This window comes from Allobosea sp. 47.2.35, from assembly GCF_024655635.1.
Taxonomy (GTDB): domain Bacteria; phylum Pseudomonadota; class Alphaproteobacteria; order Rhizobiales; family Beijerinckiaceae; genus Allobosea.
The window spans coordinates 49683-70935 of sequence record NZ_JANLGI010000016.1 but is presented as its reverse complement, the minus strand read 5'-3'; the positions used below and the strand labels follow the sequence as shown (position 1 = coordinate 70935).

The window sequence follows — 21253 nt, the reverse complement described above, 5'->3', positions numbered from 1 at the left end:
GCGAGGTGACGGGGGCAGGCCGTCGGGGCGGAGCGGGGCTGACGCAGGGGCGCCTACGACACGGCCATCCAACCGGGTGTTGGCCGAAAACCGTCCTTGTGCATCGCGACTAAAGCGGGGTGGATCATCGACCATAGCGAATCGATGATGAACTCGACGTGCGATGCCAGCTGGAGCGCAGCCTCGCAGTTAGTTTTTGCATCATCTTTCGCATTCTCGGCGATGTAAGCTCGGAGGAAAGCGCGCCTCTCGGGCGTGGGCGGGTGGGTGTCGGCAGCCCAAGGCCTCTCCTCGCCATAGGCCAGCACCGACACAGCTTTCTCGACCACGTCGATGCATCCGAAGAAGGCGTCCGCCCCCCAGAAACTAAGGCTGAGATCGTAACCTCTCTCGTTCATAACCGAGAGCATCGCATGGAGGCCGATGAAGTCCGCTTCGAACTCTTGCCGGTGGTTGGTCGAGATCGCGTCCACGTCGAGGTCGGCCACGGCTTTTCGCTGGTCAGCGGCGTCGTCGAGGTGTCCGGCGACCAGGTGCCCGTATTCGTGCGCAACCACGAAGGCTTCCATCGAATTGCGGAGGCAATCCGCGGTGATCATCGCGGTCCGGGGCGCGATGTACGGCTCCGCCATATTTGGATGTCCCTCGACCAGATACGACGCGAGAGCATCGAAAAACCGCGCAGGGATCTCCTTGTTGGTTCTCAGTACGGTCTCGATCTCGCGCCGATCAGTTGACACCGAGACTCGTCCGCCCTGCTCGCCTGGCTTTTCAGGAAACGCCATGGCGATGGCCTTGCACATGAGATTCGCGAAGCCGAACAAGCCGTCCTCAAGGAGGATCACTCGGTAGCGGGTGTTTGGTACGCGCGCCGCGAAGCCGTTGACGCGCCCTGTCGGCACAGTGCCAAAGAGCGGCTTGATCTGTGACCTTTCAAGTTGAGCTGCGAGAGCTTTTTCGATGCTTCCTGCAAAATCCGTCAGAACAGCATACCAGGCTGGGTTTTCAAATTTTGTCGGGACGGCCTCTCGCATTTTTACGAGCTCGTCGTAGAAATTATCCATGTATTCAGAAGATAATTTCAATTCTTTCTGTAAGTTCTTTAAATAATCTTGAGTATCGTCCGAAATTACATTATCCCCGTTATATTCTTCCGGGTCGATATTAAGAGCGCCGTATATCTTTTCTTGAATATCCGATAACCATGCTATGGCAACTTCATATTCAGGATCAACAACGCGAGGATTTTCCATGAGCGATTTTTGATGCTGGTCAGACATGATTGCGTCCGGCGACAGGGAATGAGCGCAGCACAAGATCAGAGGAATTGCCGTCTGCTGGCAAGCTGTTCCTGCAGGCAAGCGAATAATTCCGCATCGTCTTAGCAGCTCTATTCTTTGGCGAGAGACAGGTTCTCATCGGATATCACGCGGAATATCGTGATCGTTCCCGGCATGATCGGAATGGCCAGGTGCGTCGGGGGCACGCCCCCAGAACGCCTCAAGTCCACCCGCGCCTGCGCCCGCCCGCCAGAACACTTCCATATCGGTCCAGCGCGCTTCGAGAGCCGGGTTTTGCGCGGCAAACCAGCGCGCCTCGATCAGAAGCGTCCGCGACCGCGCGAACAACGTCACGGGACGTTTCAGAGCCATAGAAAGATACCGACTGACGGATTCACTCACGGTGTCGTCAGAGGCGTCCTTGGGCCGGTTATAAATCCAGGCCCAGGCGGCGATCACGGGGCCGTCCGACGCATAGGGAGAAGCGTGACACAGATTGCCTGCCCATTCCAGCGGCAGGCGAGCCGGGCTGAAACGCAGGAGGTAATGTGCCGCAATCAGCGCTTCGGCTGGCTTGCGGAACTTGTCGAGCAGCATCGCGAGAATGGTGTCGGTATCTTGCGCCGCCTGTTCCACGAGATCGGGCGATACCTGGCTCCAGATTGTCTCGGCCGATTGCGTGATCGGGGAGGCAAGAGCCGACAGAAGATCGGCGACCGCCGGCCTGGCCGGGTTCACCACGGCAACGGGAACCCGCTGCTGGCCTGGGCTTGTCCCACGATCGATAGCGTAGGCGGAGAGGCCTTTCTTCACGAAGGTCAGTTCGACCGGGTCGGCGAAGGGAGGCAGCATGACATGCGGCCCGAAACCCGTGCCGTCGACCGCGCTGATGCACCGGACCGTGCCTGCTCCATCGCCGCCTGCGGCGGCCGGCCGAATGGTTACCTTGTAAAGGTCGTCCGCTCTTGTCACCTCCAAGGCGCCGTCCGGCGCTTGGGCTTCTTGCCAACCTCGACCGTCGAAACGCCACGTCCTGAACGCCGGCGCCGCCAAATCTGGGGGCGGCTTGGTGCCGGCCACGATGGCCCTGACGGCTGCATTGCCCAGGATAGAGGCGAAAACGCCTGACAGCGGCGCGCCGAAGCTCGGCTGTGTCGTTCTGGTGGGGAGTGCGATGTCCCCACGCTCGATTTCCCGCTGCATCTTCGGGTTGGGCACCGGACGAAGCGCCTCGGCGAGGTTGACGGTCATGTCTTCGTTCGACACGTCCGCATTGCGGCGCAGCTTCGAGCCGTTGGGTCGCCGTGCAATCACCGTGTACCGGCCCGCATGGGCCGGCAATGTCTTCGACAGAGTGCCCGAGGAGAGCGTGAACTCGAAAGGTTGCTCGCTCTCGTCTGGGGGATAAACGGAGACGTCGAGCGGCCCCATGGCGACCGAGCAGGATATCGTGAGTTCGATCATTGCACCTCGAACTCCGCGGGGTCTGCAAGCGGCAGGTCGGCGAAGCAAGAGCGCAACTGCGGCGTCGCTCCCTCGGCCAGCACGACGGCCTTGACCGTGTAGGTCTTGCGCGGCGGCAGCTTGAAGCAAACGAGCGCGGTGTCCGGCTGCTTCGGCTCGAACCCCAGAACTGCTTTTGAGTCGTCATCCTCACCATCCGGGAGCACGCATAGGCGCATCTGCTTCAGCGCCCCCTTGCGAGGCGCTGAACTCGCGAGCAGGAACGACATCGGCGGCGCGGTCAGAGCGCGAAAGCGCATCCGCTCCGGAGTGTCCGAGAAGAAGGGCGTGGAAAAGATGTAGAATTCGGGGTTCTTCAACGCGGGGTGCCGCTTGACGTAGGTCTGCATCGCCTCCTGGATGCCGATGTGGTCGACCCACCATGTGCCCTCGATGAGCTTCGTGGCACCGGCGCCGTCCAGCGCTTCGACTAACATCTCGGTGAACCGGGTCGCCTGTCCGGGCACGCCGAACGCCTTCGCGCCGAGCGCCGAGGAGGCGATGCCGAACCGGGAGGATCGACCCTTCGACGCGATTGCGGCGGAAAGCTTCGAGGCGAGAGGCTGAATCAGCGAATCCCCCACTTCGCCGAGTGCATCAAGAATCTCCATCGGGATGTCGGCGCAGCAATCCCAGAAGAGCCACACGGTGCGTGGCGACTCCTGCTGCAGTGCGAGGTCAAGTTTCGTCAGGTTCACGACCTTGCGGCCCCACGGGTTGCCGCCCAGACCGAAATCCCCGGCGACGAAGTATCGATCGGTCCTTGAGAACCCGTGGCCGCAGAACAGCAGCAGCAGGGCTTCGTCCGCCTCAGCTCCAGCGCGCGCCTCCTGCAGTGCCTGGTCGATATTGTCGAAGGTCGCGGGGCTGATCGGCGTGAGGGCGGCCACCTCGCCGGCAGCCCCGAAACCTGGCCAGACGGCGCCGGCGGGCTGTGCCGGATCGCTCAGGAGCAGGTCCACCGTCAGCAAGTCTGTTGCGAGGGTATCGCGCCAGGTCGTGAGCAAGCACTGAGCGAACGTCATGATCCCGGGCGCGACGCTGGTCAGGTCGTCAAGGAGAGGGATCCCAGCCCGGCCCTGCTTGGTGTGCGGGTAGACGCCTGCTCCGACAAGCAGCACCCGTAAGCCCTTCGTCTTGCCGGGCGCCGTGTAGACGCGGGTCACGCCTGCGCCGGCAGGCCCAGACGGTCCTGCAGCCTGCTGTAGAAGCTGGGGCGCTGGAAATAGGCCGAATGCGCCTCCAGGGCTCCCGATACGTTGTCGAAAGCCAAGTCCTTGACGTCGGAAAAGAACGGCTCACACCGAAACGATAAGACGTCTGTGTAGTCGAAGACGTTCATCCAGCTCTGGACACAGGAAGGCCGCGGCAGCTTGCCCGATTCGCTGTTGCCATAGAGACCCATGTCGGCGAACAGGCCGGGCTGGGCGCCGACTGTGACCAGGGCATCGATCGACAGATCCTTGCCGGCGGCGTCCCGCACGGCTTTCAGAGACCGCTCGTTCGTGAGCAGGTCATAGAGAATGACAGCCCCCAGACTGTGACCGACCACGATCAGCTTCTGGCCGTCCCGCTGGGCGGCGACAGCCTTCACGAGCGCCGTGATAATGGGCGTGAAGATGCGGTTGTAGGTCCCGTTCTCTCCATCCGTCTCGCGGTAGCGAAGATAGACGAAGATGTCACCCAAGAAGAGCGCGACCTGCTGGCTGAGCGGTTCACGCACGAACCGGAGCACGGCATCCGACGACTTGTTCCTGACCGAATCCGTCACCTTCTTAACCGCGTCGCCGATGGCCGAGAACACGTTGCCGATGCTCATGGCCTCGACCACCGCAGGCGGCATGGCCGGCCCCAGTTCGTCCCTCAGGGTCTGCGTGAACTGCGCATCTGTCTCGTTTGGCCCGAAGGCCGTCTTGTCGCCGCCCTTGGCGAGATAGCCGACCGCCGCCGCGAAGACGTCGAGATCCTGTTGGCTGAGTGGCTGGTTCTCGGCGGCGCGACGCTGGAGAAGCGCTGCCATTGCGAGATCGACACCCTGTTCGACATCGCGCGATGCGACGGCGGACGCGACCGATGCACCGTCGGCTACGAGGGCTTTGCCGCCGCCCATCGCCTCGTTCCCGCCGGGTGTCGGAACCCATCCGCCCCTGAAGAAGGTGACGGCGTCACTGCCCCAATCGGGGTCGAACACTTGATCGTCGTTGCCGATGACGAGCCGCTTGAACAGGTCGTCCCGCTGGCTCACGAAGGCTTGGTACGCAGGGGTCTGGCGAGTGGCAACACCATGAACGAACACAAGAGGCATCGCTGCTCGTCCCTTCGGCAATATCAACAGGTTCTATCGTCCCGCCGGGTTTTGCAATCCCCAATGGGCCGCTTCTTGCGAGGCTGCCGATTTCCGCTTCTGGCACATCGGACATGTCCGACAAATCGCCAAAGCCGATCATGGCTTCCACGCCACGAGCCTTTCAGCCCAAAATGTTTGATGATCGAGCTCCCGGATGCGTTGAGCTAAGTGAGGCTCCCCTTTGCGGCCCGGCTGTTTGCACTCCGACGTCAATTCCACGAGCGTCGCAGCGAAACTGGCGGACCTGGAGGCCGCGCGCGAAACGCATGACCCCCCAACCTGGCCGGCCTGTATCGCAGGAAGGTCGAAACCTTGCGCGAGGCTCTGACAGATAAGGAACGTGCACGGAGGCGCTCGACATTTCTCGGTTGCTGATCGAGGCCTCTGTATCCGGCCGATCGAGGGCGGCTATGAGATCGCGAGCATGATCGATGTTGCGGTCGATTCTCCCAACAAAAAAGCCGCCCTTTGGAGGGCGGCTTTGGATGCCGAAGCACGGCATTCTTTTATTTTGGTTGCGGGGGCTCGCAACCACCGATCCCGACATTCGTTAGTGCTGGCGATCTAACGCCTTGTGGTCGAGATGACCCGTTTCCGCGAACTGTTCCCAGGTGTGGTGCTCATCGTGGAGCTATTCATCTTCGATATCTAAGCGGCGACCAATGTTACAGCCCAACTCCGCCTACGAGCATGTACTTGATCTCGACGAACTCATCCATGCCGTGGAGCGATCCCTCGCGGCCGAGGCCCGACTCCTTCACACCGCCGAAGGGGGCGACCTCAGTGCCGAGAATGGCGGAGTTGATGCCGACCATGCCGGATTCGAGTTCCTCCGCGACGCGGAAGGCGCGGCCGAGATCCTTCGAGTAGAAATAGGCGGCCAACCCGAAGGGCGTGTCGTTGGCCATAGTGACGACCTCGTCCTCGGTCGTGAAGCGGTAGACCGGCGAAAGCTCAGAGGGAGCAAACCGGGACAAAAATTTAATGATTTTAGCTATAGAAATGTAATGACGATAACACCAATGAGTCATCGATTTAAATGGCGCGAGCGACGGGGTTCGAACACGTAACCTCCAGAGTGACAGGTCGGAAATTCGTGCATGGCTCTAATGGTCCGTTACACATTTCCGCGTACGAACCGGCTCATAACCAGAAATGTAATGGTTCCCTTGTGGCCTTTATTTCTCGTGGAGCCGCACCGCCAAACGATCGAACACGAAGATCGTCATTGGGTATCTCGTTCGTCATCGATCAGGATGCGCTCAGCCGCTCCGTTGAGGTCATCATATTGGCCATTGCGAAGCGACCATAGGAAGGCGGCAAGACCCGCCCCGCCCAGTAGCAATGCTAATGGGACGAGGAAAACGAGGCTGCTCATTCACCCGGCTCCTGAACCAAGAGTCTTCCAGCCGGTTGCGAGCTGGCGTTGACAGGCACGAGCGCTCGTCCTGCATCGAGGCGCAAGGCATTGGCGACGACGAGGATCGAGGACAGCGACATGGCAAGCGCCGCGATCAGCGGCGTGACATAGCCGGCGATCGCGACCGGCAGGGCGAGCACATTATAGAGGATCGCGAGCGCGAAGTTCTGCCGCACCAGCCGGCCGGCGGCCCGCGCGACGGCGACAGCGACCGGTACGGCATCGAGCCCGTCATGCAGGAAGACAAAATCCGCGGCGTTGCGGCCGATATCGGCGGCCGAGGCCGGCGCCATCGAGGCATGCGCCATGGCCAGCGCCGGAGCATCGTTGAGGCCGTCGCCGACCATCAGCACCTTGCGTCCCTCGGTCGCCAGCGCGGCGAGACGCTGAACCTTCCCGGCAGGCAGCAAACCGGCTGAGACCTCGTCGATGCCAAGCCGGCCCGCGATCGGTTGCACGGCCTCCGGACGATCGCCGGAGAGCAGCACGATGGCGAGCCCACCCCCGCGCAGGGCATCGACGGCGGCACGCGCCTGCGGGCGCAAGGTCTCGGCAAAGGCGAAGCAGGCGACGAGCGCGCCATCGCGGCTCAGCACCGTGCCGTTTTCCGGCTGGCCGCCCGCTTCCGCAAGTGCCCATTCCGCCCGCCCGAGGCGATAAAGATGGCCTTCCAGCGCGGCCTCGATTCCGAGCCCAGGATGCTCCCGAACTTCGCTCGGCGCCAGCCCCGCGTCCGGCGCCGCAGCCGCGATGGCGCGCGAGAGCGGGTGGCTCGAACGCCGCGCAATGGCCGCCGCGATGGCAAGATCGTTTGCCTGGAGCGAAGTAGGATCGACAAGTTGCGGCTGGCCATAGGTCAGCGTGCCCGTCTTGTCGAAGGCGACCGTATCGATCTCGGCGATCCGCTCGATGGCGGAGCCATCCTTCACCATGATGCCGGCCTCAAACAGGCGCCGCGAGGCCACGACCTGCACGATCGGCACCGCCAGCCCCAGCGCGCAGGGGCAGGTGATGATCAGTACGGCAATCGCGATGGTGATTGCCCGGTGCCAGTCGCCGGTGGCCATCATCCACCCGAGGAAGGCGATCAGCGCGGTCGCATGGACGACTGGCGAATAGAGCGCCGCCGCCCGGTCGGCGATGCGCCGATAACGGGCGCGGCCACCCTCCGCCGCCTCCATCAATCGGACCATCTCGGCAAGGAACGAGCTCTCGGCCTTTGCCGTTGCGCGGATCGTCAGCGGACCGGAGAGATTGAGCGTTCCGGCCTGCACCGGCATGCCCGGCGAGACGGATCGCGGCGCGCTCTCGCCGGTGGCGATGGCGCAGTCGAGCTCGGAAGCGCCCTCCTCCACGATGCCGTCGACCGGCACACGTTCGCCGGCGGTGAGCGCGATGCGCATGCCCGGCACGACCTCCCCCAGTGGCAGATAGTTCCGACTGCCATCGGCATCGAGCACGGTCGCGCCGCGCGGCGCCAGTCGCATCAGGCCGCGCACGGCAGCCCGCGTCTTCTCATGCATCAGGTGGTCGAGCGTTCGGCCAATCAGCAGGAAGAAGATCAGCGAGGTCGCGGCATCGAAATAGGCATGCGGGCCATCGTGGATCGTGTCGTAGAGGCTGAGCGCGAAGGCGAGGCAGATGCCGATCGAGATCGGCACGTCCATATTGGTGCGCCCGCGCCGCAGCACGACCCAGGCGGAAGCGAAGAAGATGCGGCCCGAGTAGATCAGGCAGGGCAAGGCCAGCGCGCCGGAAATCCAGTGGAAGGCCTGCCGCGTCTCAGGCTCCGCCCCCGACCAGACCGAGACCGAGAGCAGCATGATGTTCATGGCGCAGAAGCCGGCGACTGCCAGCGCCCGGATCAGCCGGTCGCGCTCGGGGTCCGTCCCTTCCGCCGCGCTCTCGAAGAGATGGCCGGGATAGCCGAGCCCGGCCAGCGCCGTCAGCAGCTCCGGCGCCTGCTCGCCCCGCCACTGCACGGCAACGCGGCGGGTCGAGAGATTGACCCGGACCTGCGCCACGCCCGGCAGTCGCGCAAGCCCGGTCTCGACCGTCCTTATGCAGGCGGCGCAGTGCAGGCCGGGGACCGAAAGGTCGCTCTGCCGCAGACCATTGCCGAGATCGCGGCTGGCGAGGCGAATCTCCTGCCGCGCAGCGGACGGATCGGGCGCGCCGTCCAGAGCCAGCGGCGGCGCGCAGCAGCTCACCTGAGCGCCTTGTAGCTGTGCCAGGTTGCGTGGCCGAGCAGCGGAAAGACGACGATCAGGCCGAGCAGCCCTGTCGCAACCGCGACGAGGAACAGCGCGAGCACGATAGCGCCCCAGGCGAGCATCACCGGCAGGTTCCGCCAGACCATTGAGATGCTGGTACCCATCGCGGTGAAGGCATCGACCCGCTCATCCAGCAGCATCGGGATCGCGAAGGCGCTGATGGCGAAGGAGAAGGCCGCGAACAGCCCGCCGACCACGGTGCCGACCAAGAGCATCGCCCAGCCGACCGGCGTCCCGAACAGCATGGCAGCGACCTCGTGGAGTCCTGGGAACGGCCGCAGGCCGAAGAACAGCGCGTAGATGATCACGGCCGCCCGCATCCAGACCAGCATCAGCAGCGACAGGATCGCGCCCGTGTACCAGACCTGCCCGCCCGAGGCCGCCTTGACGAAGATCATCCGCGAGAGGCTGACGGGCTCGCCCTGCCCGATCGCGCGGCTCTTCTGGTAGAGCCCGATCGCCAAGAGCGGCCCCATCACCATGAACCCGGCCAGAGCCGGGAACAGGATGTAGTCGAGCCCGAGCCGGAACAGGCCCCAGACGATGACGGCCGAGACCGCGAAAACCGCAAGCCCGTAGAGCAGGCTCGGCGCCGGATCGCGCCAGAGGTCGCGCCAGCCCGCTCCGAGCCAGGACAGGGCGGCCCCCGCCGGCAGATTGCGCCGCCGCTGCGCGGCGAGAGGCAGCGGCATCTCCTGGCCGTTCCCGATCGCAGCCATGTGCTCCTCCTCCCTCAGCAGGACGGACGGGCGGCGCGGAACCCGCCCGCCTCGCCCGCCGATTTCGCATGCGGCACACAGTCCGGCTGCGAGTCGATGGCGACATAGACCAGATGGGCGTTGGCGAGGATCAGCCCGCCCGCCAGCACCCCCGCGAGCGTCAGCCATAGGACCCTGCGCCCGCCGCGCCGCCGCGCCTCACCGTCCACTGGCGCGTTCATCGCTTCGCCTCGCCCAGCGAGCCGACATAGAGCGCCAGCAGCTTGATATCCGTCGGCGACAGGCGGCCCTCCCAGCTCGGCATCTGGCCCTGCCGCCCGCCATGGATGCTGTTGACCACCGATTGCAGGTCCCCGCCATAAATCCAGTTGGCATCAGTCAGGTCCGGCGCCCCGAGATCATGCTGGCCCTTCGCGTTTTCGCCGTGGCAGGCGACGCAATTCGCCGCGAAGACCTCTTTGCCGGCCGGGACGCGCGCCTGCTCGGCCGCGTCGAGCTTCTGGCCCGAGAGCGAGCGGACATAAGAAGCGACGGCGAGCACTTGCTCGCGCTGGAGGATGCCATCGCGGCCGAAGGCCATCATCTGCGCGGTGCGCGTATCCTTGGCCGTGCCGTTGATCCCGACACGGATCGTCTCGGCGATCGCCTCGGGACTGCCGCCCCAAAGCCAGGAGCCGGCGGCGAGATTGGGGAATCCCGGCCCGCCCCTGCCCTGCACGCCGTGACAGACGGCGCAGTTGTCCTCGAAGAGCGTGCGGCCGGTGTCGCGGACATGGCGCATCAGCTGGGGATCGGCGGCGATCTCGGCGAAGGAGGCCTTGTCGAGCTTCGCGGTCCAGCTTGCCCGCTCGGCCGCGGCATTACGCACCTGCTCGGTCACGACCTCGCGCTGATCGATGCCGAGCAGCCCCTTGGTGTAGGTCACGCCCAGCGGCCAGGCCGGCATCAGCAGCCAGTAGCCGATGGCGAACAGGGTGGTGACGGCCAGGAAGAACAATACCACACGCGGAATCGGCGTATCGAGTTCCTCGATGCCGTTCCACTCGTGGCCGGTGGTCATTGTCCCGGTGACGGGATCGCGTGCCGAATCTGCCATCGCTCAATCCCCCGGCCTGTCGTCCTTGTCGAAAATGCTCGTCTTGGCCCGGTCGAAGCGTTTCCGGTTCGAGGGCCACAAGGCGTAGATCAGCACGCCGGCCGCCATCGTGATGAGGTAGAACAGTCCCCAGCTCTTGGCGAAACCGGCCAGCGTGTTGTGATCGACCTCCATCGGCTCACTTCCCCGCCGCCGCGGTCTGCTTCTGCGCAGCGTCGGTCAGGCGGCCCAGAATCTGGAGATAGGCGACGACCGCGTCCATCTCGGTCAGGCGGCCGGGCTCGCCGTCGAAAGCGCGCACGTTCGTCGCCTCGCCATAGCGCTCGCTGACGCCGCCGGCATAGGCGCTGTCGGGGCTGGCCTGGCCATAGGCGTCCGCGCTCGCATTGGCGATCTGCGCATCAGTATAGGGCACACCGACCGCGCGCTGCGCCTTGAGATGCCGGCCAAGATCCGCGGCCTTCAATTCGTTGCGCATCAGCCAGCCGTATTTCGGCATCACCGATTGCGGCACGACATCGCGCGGGTTGATCAGATGCGCGACATGCCAGGCGTCGGAATACTTTCCGCCGAGCCGGGCGATATCCGGTCCCGTCCGCTTCGAGCCCCAGAGCATCGGGTGATCGTATTTCGACTCCACCGCGAGGGAATACGGCCCGTAGCGCTCGACCTCGTCGCGCAGCGTCCGGATCATCTGGCTATGGCAAGCATAGCAGCCCTCGCGGATGTAGATGTTGCGCCCGGCCAGTTCGAGCGGCGTGTAGACGCGCATGTCCGGCGCCTTCTCGACGGTCTCGCCGATGGTGAAGAGCGGCGCGATCTCGACGAAGCCGCCGATCGCGGAGACGCCGATAATAGCGAGCACGAAGCCGATCGCACTGCGCTCGAGCTTGCGGTGAAAGAACTCGCGCATCGGCTCACTCCCCCGCCTGAAGCGCTGCGCCCGGCAGCGCCGGCAGGTCCGTATCGACGGCGCCCGCCGCAGCCTGCCAGCGCGACATCCGGATCGTCATCCAGACATTGTAGGAGGCGACCACGGCGCCGAGCAGGAACAGGAACCCGCCGACGGTGCGCGCGATGTAATAGGGGCGCATCGCGACCAGACTGTCGATGAAGGAATAGGCCAGCGTGCCGCTGTCATTATAGGTGCGCCACATCAGGCCCTGGATGATGCCCGAGTTCCACATCGCGAAGACGTAAATGACGGTCCCGGCCAGCGCGAGCCAGAAATGGACCTCGATCAGCTTGGGCGAATACATCCGCTCGACCTTCCACATCCACGGCACCAGCGCGTAGAGCGAGCCGAAGGTGATCATCGCCACCCAGCCGAGCGCGCCGGCATGGACATGGCCGACGGTCCAGTCGGTGTAGTGCGAGAGCGAGTTGACGGCCCGGATCGCCATGAACGAGCCCTCGAAGGTCGAGAGCCCGTAGAACACGGCGGCGACCATCATGAAGCGCAAGGTCGCGTCGTCACGGACCTTGCCCCAGGCGCCGTTCAGCGTCGCCAGTGCGTTGCCGGCCGAGGCCCAGGACGGCACCAGCAGCACCACCGAGAAGGTCATGCCCAGCGTCTGCACCCATTGCGGCAGCGCCGTGTAGTGCAGGTGGTGCGAGCCCGCCCACATATACATGAAAGTGATGCCCCAGAAGCTGATGATCGACAGCCTGTAGGAGAAGATCGGTCGCCCTGCCCGCTTCGGCAGGTAGTAATACATCATCCCGAGAAAGCCGGAGGTCAGGAAGAACGCGACGGCGTTATGGCCGTACCACCACTGCGTCATTGCATCCTGCACGCCGGAGAACAGCGAATAGCTCTTCACCTCGCCGAAGGAGATCGGCACCGCCAGGTTGTTGACGATATGCAGCACCGCCACGACCAAAATGAAGGCCATGTAGTACCAGTTAGCGACGTAGATATGCGGCTCCTTCCGCCGCTGCAGCGTGCGGATATAGAGCAGGAAATAGGTGACCCAGACGACGACGAGCCAGAGATCGGCATACCATTCCGGCTCGGCATATTCCTTCGACTGGGTGACGCCCATCAGGTAGCCGCTGGCCGCCAGTACGCAGAACAAGTTGTAGCCGATCAGCACGAACCATGGGCTGAATTGATCGGGCAGGCGCGCCCGCGTCGTCCGCTGCAGGACATGGAACGAGGTCGCGATCAGCGCATTGCCGCCGAAGCCGAAGATCACGCCGGAGGTATGGACCGGCCGGATGCGGCCGAAGCTCGCCCAGCCGGCATCGAAGGTAAGATCCGGCCAGGCCAACAGCGCCGCGACCCAGACGCCGAAGAACATGCCGACCACGGCCCAGCCGAGTGAGAGCACGATGCCGACCCGAGTTGGATCGTCGAAATAGCGCGTCAGGCGCTCGTCAGACGGCTCCGGCGCGAAATATTGCGACATGACGAGGCCGAGGCAGCCGAGTCCAAACAGCATGACGATGACGCCGTGGACGCCGAACAGGTCTTCCTTACCGGCGATCGCCATGGCGAGCCCGCATAGCGCCAGGGCGGCCGAGATTCCAATTGCGCGCTGTCGCTCCGCGACAGTGAGTGCCGCAATCATCGCTCCCCCTCTCCGTAGCCAGCGCGGGCCTGCGGCCTCAGGCTTTCAAGGTCGGTATCGCACAAAAGAAGTATTTCAGATACCTAATTTGCCGATGGCAGGGTCGGACAAAATGCCGTAGTCGGCATCTGATCGTAGCGACAGTGGGCCGTATCCTCCCCCTCACTGTTTCTCGATCTCCGCGAGATAGGTCCGCACCGCCCGCTCCGGCCCGTGCCAGGAGGCACTGACCTTGCCCTGCAATTCGGGCGCGTCCTTCCAGCCCGGCTCGATTCCGGTCATGTCCGGCAGCAGGTGGGCGATGCCCTTGTGGCAGTCGATGCAGGTCTTCTCGCCCGTCGTCAGGAAGCGGCTATGGATATCGGCGGCGCGGCGCGTCTGCTTGGTGAAATCCATAGCGACCGAGGAATGGCAGTTCCGGCATTCCAGTGAATCATTCGCCTTCAGCCGGGCCCATTCGTGCTTGGCGAGTTCGAGCCGCAGGTTGAGGAACTTTTCGCGCGTCGAGATCGTGCCGAAGATCTTGCCCCAGACCTCCTTGGAGGCCTGCATCTTGCGGGCGATCTTGTCGGTCCAGTTATGCGGAACATGGCAGTCCGGGCAGGTCGCGCGCACGCCCGAACGATTCGAGAAATGGATCGTCGACTGCAGCTCCTGATAGACGTTGTCGCGCATCTCGTGACAGGAGGTGCAGAACTTCTCGGTGTTGGTGACCTCCAGCGCCGTATTGAAGCCGCCCCAGAACAGCACGCCGCCGACGAAGCCGCCGAGCGTCAGAACGCCAAGCGGCAGATAGGCGCTCGGCCGGCTGATGATGCGCCAGAAGCTGACGACGACGCCCCAGCACCACAGGACGAGGGATTTGAACCTGGCCATGATCCCGCCCCGCTATGGCTTCCGGCCGATGTCTTTGGCGTCCTGGAACCGGTTCGGGACCAGGGGCGCAACATCGGTCTGCTGGACATGGCAGGCGGTGCAGAAATAGCGCCGCGGCGTCACATCCGAGAGCACCTGCCCGTCGCGGTCCTGGAAATGGGTCACGCTGATCATCGGCGCGCCCGAGCCTTCCGTGAACTCGCGCTTGTGGCAGTCCATGCAGCGATTGGTGTTGAGGGTGAGCTGGTAGCCGTCGATCGCATGCGGAATCACCGGCGGCTGCTCGGGATAGTTGCGCATGCGCCTGACATCATCGACGATCGGGCGGCCGAGAGCCGGAACGCGTTCGAGCGCCATCGGATCGGCGGTGCCCGTGAGGCGCGGCACGATCTTCACCGGCGCGCCCTCCTGCGAGACGGCGGCACCGAAGGCGAGGACGAGGCCCGCCGCGAGGGCGGCCCCGAGGAAGGTCCGCGAGCGCATCAGCCCGAGACCGGAACGATCTTGACCGCGCATTTCTTGAAATCCGTCTGCTTGGAGATGGGATCGGTGGCGTCGAGCGTCGTCTTGTTGATGAGCTGGCTGGCGTCGAACCAGGGCACGAAGACCACGCCGGGCGGCATGCGGTTACGCCCACGCGTCTCGACGCGGGTGCGCATCTCGCCGCGCCGCGAGACCACCGTGATCTCGGCGCCTTGGTTGAGCCCGCGCTTGCGGGCATCCTCAGGGTGCATGAAGCAGCGCGCGCCGGGGAAGGCCTTGTAGAGCTCCGGCACGCGCATGGTCATCGAGCCGGAATGCCAGTGTTCCAGCACGCGGCCGGTGACGAGCCAGAGATCGTATTCGGCGTCGGGCGATTCCGCCGGCGGCTCGTAGGGCACGGCGATGATCCGGGCCTTGCCGTCCTTGTTGCCGTAGAACTCGACGCCCTTGCCCGGCTTCACATAGGGGTCGAGCCCCTCGCGATAGCGCCAGAGCGTCTCCTTGCCGTCGACCACCGGCCAGCGCAGGCCGCGCACCTGATGGTAGAGGTCGTAAGGCCCGAGATCATGACCATGGCCGCGGCCGAAGGCGGCATATTCCTCGAACAGCCCCTTCTGCGCGTAGAAGCCGAAATGCTTGGCTTCGACATTGTCGTATTCGGGATCGATCTCGCTTGCGGCGAACTTGTCGACATTGCCGTTGCGGTAGAGCACGTCGAAGAGCGTCTTGCCCTTGTAGTTCGGGTTGGCGTCGAGGATTTCCGCCGGCCAGACCTCGTCGGTGGTGAAGCGCTTCGAGAACTCCATGAGCTGCCAGAGGTCGGAGCGCGCCTCGCCCGGCGCCTGCACCAGCTGATGCCAGACATGGGTGCGCCGCTCGGCATTGCCGTAGGCCCCCTCCTTCTCGACCCACATCGCGGCGGGCAGGATCAGGTCGGCGGCCATTGCCGTCACCGTCGGATAGGCATCGGAGACGACGATGAAATTGTCAGGATTACGATAGCCCGGATAGGCCTCGTTGGTGTTGTTCGGCGAGGCCTGCAGGTTGTTGTTGACCTGGATCCAGTAGAAATTGAGCTTGCCGTCCTTGAGCATCCGGTCCTGCTCGACGGCGTGGTAGCCGGGCTTTTCCGGGATGATCCCGTGCGGGACGCGCCAGATCTCCTCGGCATGCTTGCGGTGCTCGGGATTGGTCACCGTCATGTCGGCCGGCAGGCGATGGGCGAAAGTACCAACCTCGCGCGCCGTGCCGCAGGCCGAGGGCTGGCCGGTGAGCGAGAACGGGCTGTTACCCGGCTCGGAGATCTTCCCCGTCAGCAGATGCAGGTTGTAGACGAGCTGGTTCGCCCAGACGCCGCGCACATGCTGGTTGAAGCCCATCGTCCAGAACGAGGTGACCTTGCGCTTGGGATCGGCATAGAGCTCGGCGAGCTGCTGCAGGAAGCCGGGCTCGACCCCGGTCAGGGCCGAGACCTTCTCCAGCGTGTAATCCTTCACGAAGGCGGCATAGGCCTCGAAATCGATCGGCGTCGTCGCGGTGACATCCTCCGCCTTGCGCGCCTTGACCTCGCGCGGATCGTCTGGCCGCAGGCCGTAGCCGATCTCGGTCGCGCCCTTCACGAAGGTGGTGTGCTTGCCGACGAAATCCTTGTTCACCCGCCCGGTCGTGATGATGTGGTTGGCGATGTAGTTGAGGATCGCGAGGTCCGTGCCCGGCTTGAACACGATCGGGATGTCGGCGAGGTCGGAGCTGCGGTGAGTATAGGTCGAGAGCACCGCGACCTTCACATGCGGCTGGCCGAGCCGGCGGTCGGTCACTCGCGTCCACAGGATCGGGTGCATCTCCGCCATGTTCGAGCCCCAAAGCACGAAGGCGTCGGCATGCTCGAAATCGTCGTAGCAGCCCATCGGCTCGTCCATGCCGAAGGTGCGCATGAAGGCGTAGGCGGCCGAGGCCATGCAGTGGCGGGCGTTGGGGTCCAGATTGTTGGAGCGGAAGCCGGCCCGCATCAATTTGGTCGCGGCGTAGCCTTCGAAGATCGTCCACTGGCCGGAGCCGAACATGCCGAGCGCGGTCGGCCCCTTGGCCTTGAGCGTCGCCTTGGCCTTGGCGGCCATGGTGTCGAAGGCCTCCTCCCAGGAGACCGGCGTGAACTCGCCGTCCTTGGCGTAGACGCCGTTCTTCTTGCGCAGCAGCGGCTGGGTCAGCCGGTCGTTGCCGTACATGATCTTGGAGAGGAAATAGCCCTTGATGCAGTTCAGGCCGCGATTGACGTCGGCCTTCATGTCGCCATGGGTGGCGATGACCTTGCCTTCCTTGACGCCGACCATGACGCCGCAGCCGGTGCCGCAGAAGCGACACGGCGCCTTCGACCATTTGATCTGCAGACTGTCGACGCCGCCGGTCACCGGCTGGGCTTCGGCCGGCACGCTCATATTGGCGGCAAGCGCGGCGACGCCGGCCGCCTGCGCCTTCAGCATCTCGCGACGGGACAGGGTCATGGGATCACTCCGGGGTCGTCGAGGGTTTCGAGGTCTTCGATCTGCTCGAACACCATGTTGGCCGAGAGCACGCCGTCGATCAGGCTGATGGCGGCCAGCCGGTCGCCGATCACGCCGGTGCTGGAGCCTTCCAGCACGATCACGATCTTGCCGTTCTCGACCCGATGGATCTCGGTCTCGGGAAGCTCTGCGATACGGGCGAGCACAGCCTCGACCTGCGCCGGCAGGGCCGAGACAACGGCGCTCGAAATATGATGGAAGCGCGGGCGCGCAGTCTCAGCCATGGGCGGCCTCCTGCGGCAGCATGCTGACGGCGACGGCCTGCGCCGGACAGGCTGCGACGCAGGCGCCGCACCCGTTGCAGCGATCGCTCGCGATCTCGGGCAAAGCCGGGCCGCCGAGCCGTGGCCGGAAACGGATCGCACTCTCCGGGCAGGCATCGCCGCAGCTCTGGCAGACGATACCGCGTCCGGCGAAGCAATCCGCGCCGATGACGGCCCGATGCTCGAAGGCCGGAATGGCCCGGTCGAAGACCGGTTCCGGACAAGCCTCGGCACAGGCGCCGCAGAAGCTGCAGTCGTTTCGCGAGAAATCGAGGGCGGGCCGGCCGGTTTCGTCGAGCGCGACGATCCCCTGCGGACAGGCAGGCACGCAGGCCCCGCAGCCGGTGCAGGCGGCAGCGACGGAAGCCGCGCGCGCCCAGGGCGGGCGCGGCCTGTCGGGCGGCGAAAGGCGCCGGCCCGTCAGGAAATTACGGCGCCCACGATCGATGACGGAGCGTTCCATCGCCCGGCCTCAATGCGGCGGCCCGGGCGGGCCCAGGATGATCTGGGACATCCACACCAGGAAGCCGTATCCGCCGACGACGCCCACGGCAACGATCGGCCAAATCAGCACGGCCAGCGTCAGGAAAGCCAGTAATTCGGCCCGTTTCGTCGGCCGCTCCGGAGCGGCTTCCGGGCCACTCGCCCCCGCAGTCTCCGTCGCCATCTCTTTTCCTTCTCCAAGACGGCCGATCACGTATCGCGCCGTCGCCAGATTAGAGATCGAGGAAGGAGAATAAGCAGCTCTGCGCCGCTGTACAGCCTCACAAGTGCTGACACGCCCGATTTGTGAGCTGAGTTTGATGTAGCGCAAACTGAACCGTTCGAATCCTTCGAAACCGCGGCGCCCCTCTCCCGCCACGATCTGTGCTGCGGTAGCCTGCCCGACAGACGAGCGACGCAAAGCTTTTCCTAGCGCAGCTTTCGACCGCCGAGTTTGCTGCAGCGCAAACATGCCTGATTCTGGATCGACTAGCTGAGATCACGGGCAGCGTTCCGAAACACGGAAAGCCCGCCTTGGTTGCCCTCGGCATCCGGCCGCCCCTGGCGATTCCGGACATCCCCTTCACGCGGTCATGACACTCACTCCCCAGAATCTGAGAAGGTTGCCGATCTTTGCGGCGCTGTCCGATGCCGAGCGACGTGCCATCGCGTCAGCGGCGTCATTGCAGCATCTTGCGAAAGGTGAGCGCGCGTTTTCCGAAGGAGCGCCGGTCGGCGAGTTCTTCCTGATCCTGTCCGGGCATGTGAAGCTCTCGCGAGCCAGTAGGCACCGCGGCGGCGTCATCCTGCGGATCGCTCACCCGGGCGAGCCTTTCGGGCCCGCTGGCGGAACGCAAGGTAGCCGGCAGACCACCACCGCTATCGCCCAGCGCGACTGCCTGCTCGCCGTCTGGCCCATCGAGACCTGGAACCGGTTCCTGCACGACATGCCGGGCCTGGCGATCGGGCTGTTGGGGGTTCTAGAGCGCCGCCTGGCCGTCACTCAGGACAGGCTCATCGAGATAGCCTCTCTCGATGTTCCCCGCCGCATCGCCCATCTTGTCCTGCGCCTGATTGATCAGGCAGGGCGGCAGGACGAGAAGGGCATTCGGGTCGATTTCCCCATCACGCGGCAGGACATTGCCGCGCTCACGGGAACGACCCTGCACAGCGCATCCCGCATTCTCACGAATTGGGAGCGGCAGGGCATCATCGGCGGTGGCAGGCGGGAACTGCTGGTCCAGAGCGTACCGGCCCTAGTCGACCTCGCCACGGCCCGTTTAGCCGGCCCGGCACCACGCTGATCGGCGAAGCTGCGCCACGCGACGCGGCCATACCCGGATGGATGGCCCCAGGGGTCGGCGGATTGTTTGCCGAAGCGCAAAGAGGCCGGGCGCCGCGGCCGATAAGACCGGTCTTCCCTGCCCGCGCGGCGGGTCAAGAGCCGGCGGTGCCGGCGTCGCCTCAACAAGGCGCAACGGAAGGGTGCACGCATGGCCGAACGTCTGACAAAGGCGGGAGCCCGAAATGTCTTCTACGGCGGATCGATCTTCTTCTTCGCCATCTTCGTCGGGCTCACAGCCCATAGCCACTGGTACATGCGGACGAAATCCACCGACGAGTCGACGCTGACGCCCGCGGTCGCCCGCGGCAAGCATGTCTGGGAGCGCAATTCCTGCATCAACTGCCACACGCTGCTGGGCGAAGGTGCCTATTTCGCGCCGGAACTGGGCAATGTCTGGAAGCGCTACGGCGGCGACAAGGACGCGGCCGGCGCCCGCGAGAGCCTGAAGGCCTGGATGGCGGCCCAGCCGACAGGGATCGAGGGCCGGCGCCAGATGCCGCAGTTCAACCTGACCGAGCAGGAACTCAACGATCTCGCCGACTTCCTGGAATGGACGAGCCGGATCAAGACCCAGAACTGGCCGCCCAACGATGCCGGCTGAGATGTCGCGACAGGAGAGAGCCATGCCAGGCTACAATACGACCAGATATCAGACCCAGAACGTCGCGATGCTGTATTTCTACGGCGCGCTGACGCTGTTCCTCGCCCAGGTCACCTTCGGGCTGGTCGCCGGCCTGATCTACGTGCTGCCGAACACGCTGTCTGAGCTGCTGCCCTTCAACATCGTGCGCATGATCCACACCAATGCGCTGGTGGTCTGGCTGCTGCTCGGCTTCATGGGCGCAACCTACTATCTGCTGCCCGAGGAGGCGCAGACCGAACTTTACAGCCGCAAGCTCGCCGTTTTGCAGTTCTGGCTGTTCTTCATCGCGGCCGCGATCGCCGTCGTCGGCTATCTCTTCCGCATCCATGAGGGGCGGGAATTCCTCGAGCAGCCTTTCATCATCAAGGTCGGCATCGTGGTGGTCGTGCTGATCTTCCTGTTCAACATCACCATGACCTCGCTGAAGGGCCGCAAGACCACCGTCACCAACATCCTGCTCTTCGGCCTCTGGGGCCTGGCGATCTTCTTCCTCTTCGCCTTCTACAACCCGGCCAACCTTGCGCTCGACAAGATGTATTGGTGGTATGTCATCCATCTCTGGGTGGAAGGCGTCTGGGAGCTGATCATGGCCTCCGTCCTGGCCTTCCTGATGATCAAGCTCAACGGCGTCGACCGCGAGGTCGTGGAGAAGTGGCTCTACGTCATCGTCGGACTCGCCCTGTTCTCCGGCATCCTCGGCACCGGCCATCACTATTACTGGATCGGCGCGCCCGGATACTGGCAGTGGATCGGCTCGCTGTTCTCGACGCTCGAGGTCGCGCCGTTCTTCACCATGATCCTCTTCACGGTGCACATGACCTGGAAGGCGGGCCGCAACCACCCCAACCGCGCCGCCCTGCTCTGGTCGGTCGGATGCTCGGTCATGGCCTTCATCGGCGCCGGCATCTGGGGCTTCCTGAACACGCTATCCTTCGTCAACTACTACTCGCACGGCACGCAGCTCACCGCCGCCCACGGCCACCTCGCCTTCTTCGGCGCCTATGTGATGCTGAACCTTGCCGTGATGGCCTATGCGATCCCCGAGCTGAAGGGCCGCGCGCCCTACAACCAGTGGCTCTCGATCGTCAGCTTCTGGCTCATGTGCTCGGCGATGATCGTGATGACCTTTGCCCTGACCTTCGCGGGCGTTGTCCAGATCCACCTCCAGCGCGTGATGGGCCAGTTCTTCATGGAGGTCCAGGAGCACCTTGTCCTGTTCTACTGGATCCGGCTCGGCTCGGGGGTCGCGGTGGTGCTCGCGGCGCTGATGTTCGCCTGGGCCGTCCTGGTGCCCGGCCGCGAGCGGAGTGCCGAGCCGATCGGCCTCGCCCAGCCTGCCGAATGACGGACCTTCGCCCGGCGGCGCCCCCGCCGCCGGGCCTCCATTT

21 protein-coding genes and 1 pseudogene are annotated in these 21253 nt (G+C 64.4%); 3 read left to right on the top strand and 19 right to left on the bottom strand.

Annotated features, from left to right (window positions below; translation table 11 throughout):
• Positions 1-53 precede the first annotated feature (53 nt).
• The 19 genes and pseudogenes from NUV79_RS18815 to napE form a co-directional block, all read right to left on the bottom strand.
• Positions 54-1280: a M48 family metalloprotease gene (locus NUV79_RS18815; protein WP_257734595.1), complete on the bottom strand. Its 1227-nt coding sequence runs from the start codon at positions 1278-1280 to the stop codon at positions 54-56.
• Positions 1281-1415: 135 nt separating this feature from the next.
• Positions 1416-2744, bottom strand: coding sequence for a hypothetical protein (locus NUV79_RS18810; protein WP_257734594.1), 1329 nt, complete (start codon positions 2742-2744; stop codon positions 1416-1418).
• Positions 2741-3949: a hypothetical protein gene (locus NUV79_RS18805; RefSeq protein WP_257734593.1), complete on the bottom strand. Its 1209-nt coding sequence runs from the start codon at positions 3947-3949 to the stop codon at positions 2741-2743. The genes NUV79_RS18810 and NUV79_RS18805 overlap by 4 nt, the downstream gene beginning before the upstream one ends.
• A complete protein-coding gene (locus tag NUV79_RS18800) occupies positions 3946-5088 on the bottom strand; it encodes a hypothetical protein (RefSeq protein WP_257734592.1) in 1143 nt (380 codons plus the stop codon). The genes NUV79_RS18805 and NUV79_RS18800 overlap by 4 nt, the downstream gene beginning before the upstream one ends.
• Before the next feature lie 707 nt (positions 5089-5795).
• A pseudogene (locus NUV79_RS18795) lies at positions 5796-6083 on the bottom strand (aldehyde dehydrogenase family protein); the annotation flags it as partial.
• Positions 6084-6355: 272 nt separating this feature from the next.
• Positions 6356-6508, bottom strand: coding sequence for a cbb3-type cytochrome oxidase assembly protein CcoS (gene ccoS / locus NUV79_RS18790; RefSeq protein WP_173048764.1), 153 nt, complete (start codon positions 6506-6508; stop codon positions 6356-6358).
• Entirely contained in the window at positions 6505-8760 is a 2256-nt protein-coding gene (locus NUV79_RS18785) for a heavy metal translocating P-type ATPase (protein WP_257734591.1), read from the bottom strand. Before NUV79_RS18785 ends, ccoS begins: the two co-directional genes overlap by 4 nt.
• On the bottom strand, positions 8757-9542 hold the full coding sequence (locus NUV79_RS18780; RefSeq protein ID WP_244639019.1) for a DUF2189 domain-containing protein: 786 nt from the start codon (positions 9540-9542) through the stop codon (positions 8757-8759). Before NUV79_RS18780 ends, NUV79_RS18785 begins: the two co-directional genes overlap by 4 nt.
• Before the next feature lie 14 nt (positions 9543-9556).
• On the bottom strand, positions 9557-9763 hold the full coding sequence (locus tag NUV79_RS18775) for a hypothetical protein (RefSeq protein ID WP_173042966.1): 207 nt from the start codon (positions 9761-9763) through the stop codon (positions 9557-9559).
• Positions 9760-10638, bottom strand: a complete 879-nt coding sequence (ccoP, locus tag NUV79_RS18770) for a cytochrome-c oxidase, cbb3-type subunit III (protein ID WP_173048768.1) — start codon at positions 10636-10638, stop codon at positions 9760-9762. The genes NUV79_RS18775 and ccoP overlap by 4 nt, the downstream gene beginning before the upstream one ends.
• 3 nt (positions 10639-10641) lie before the next feature.
• Positions 10642-10812: a cbb3-type cytochrome c oxidase subunit 3 gene (locus NUV79_RS18765; protein ID WP_173048770.1), complete on the bottom strand. Its 171-nt coding sequence runs from the start codon at positions 10810-10812 to the stop codon at positions 10642-10644.
• Between the two features lie 4 nt (positions 10813-10816).
• Positions 10817-11551 (bottom strand): cytochrome-c oxidase, cbb3-type subunit II, encoded by a 735-nt coding sequence (gene ccoO / locus NUV79_RS18760; RefSeq protein ID WP_173048772.1) that lies wholly within the window; start codon positions 11549-11551, stop codon positions 10817-10819.
• A 4-nt stretch (positions 11552-11555) separates the two neighbouring features.
• A complete protein-coding gene (ccoN, locus tag NUV79_RS18755) occupies positions 11556-13211 on the bottom strand; it encodes a cytochrome-c oxidase, cbb3-type subunit I (RefSeq protein ID WP_173048774.1) in 1656 nt (551 codons plus the stop codon).
• Positions 13212-13373: 162 nt separating this feature from the next.
• On the bottom strand, positions 13374-14087 hold the full coding sequence (locus NUV79_RS18750) for a cytochrome c3 family protein (protein ID WP_257734590.1): 714 nt from the start codon (positions 14085-14087) through the stop codon (positions 13374-13376).
• Positions 14088-14099: 12 nt separating this feature from the next.
• Positions 14100-14603: a nitrate reductase cytochrome c-type subunit gene (locus NUV79_RS18745; RefSeq protein WP_173048778.1), complete on the bottom strand. Its 504-nt coding sequence runs from the start codon at positions 14601-14603 to the stop codon at positions 14100-14102.
• Positions 14570-17071: a periplasmic nitrate reductase subunit alpha gene (gene napA, locus NUV79_RS18740; protein ID WP_173048780.1), complete on the bottom strand. Its 2502-nt coding sequence runs from the start codon at positions 17069-17071 to the stop codon at positions 14570-14572. Before napA ends, NUV79_RS18745 begins: the two co-directional genes overlap by 34 nt.
• Positions 17068-17355: a chaperone NapD gene (locus NUV79_RS18735; RefSeq protein WP_173048782.1), complete on the bottom strand. Its 288-nt coding sequence runs from the start codon at positions 17353-17355 to the stop codon at positions 17068-17070. Before NUV79_RS18735 ends, napA begins: the two co-directional genes overlap by 4 nt.
• Positions 17348-17857 carry a ferredoxin-type protein NapF gene (napF, locus tag NUV79_RS18730; protein WP_173048784.1) on the bottom strand — a complete coding sequence of 170 codons (510 nt, stop codon included), beginning with the start codon at positions 17855-17857 and terminating at the stop codon, positions 17348-17350. Before napF ends, NUV79_RS18735 begins: the two co-directional genes overlap by 8 nt.
• A gap of 9 nt (positions 17858-17866) precedes the next feature.
• Positions 17867-18061, bottom strand: a complete 195-nt coding sequence (gene napE / locus NUV79_RS18725; RefSeq protein WP_173049803.1) for a periplasmic nitrate reductase, NapE protein — start codon at positions 18059-18061, stop codon at positions 17867-17869.
• A gap of 409 nt (positions 18062-18470) precedes the next feature.
• Between napE and NUV79_RS18720 the strand changes: the two genes are divergently transcribed.
• The 3 genes from NUV79_RS18720 (at position 18471) to NUV79_RS18710 (ending at position 21210) form a co-directional block, all read left to right on the top strand.
• On the top strand, positions 18471-19181 hold the full coding sequence (locus NUV79_RS18720; RefSeq protein ID WP_257734589.1) for a Crp/Fnr family transcriptional regulator: 711 nt from the start codon (positions 18471-18473) through the stop codon (positions 19179-19181).
• 189 nt (positions 19182-19370) lie between these two features.
• Positions 19371-19823 carry a c-type cytochrome gene (locus tag NUV79_RS18715; RefSeq protein ID WP_173048789.1) on the top strand — a complete coding sequence of 151 codons (453 nt, stop codon included), beginning with the start codon at positions 19371-19373 and terminating at the stop codon, positions 19821-19823.
• 22 nt (positions 19824-19845) lie between these two features.
• Entirely contained in the window at positions 19846-21210 is a 1365-nt protein-coding gene (locus tag NUV79_RS18710; protein ID WP_173048791.1) for a cbb3-type cytochrome c oxidase subunit I, read from the top strand.
• Positions 21211-21253: the final 43 nt, after the last annotated feature.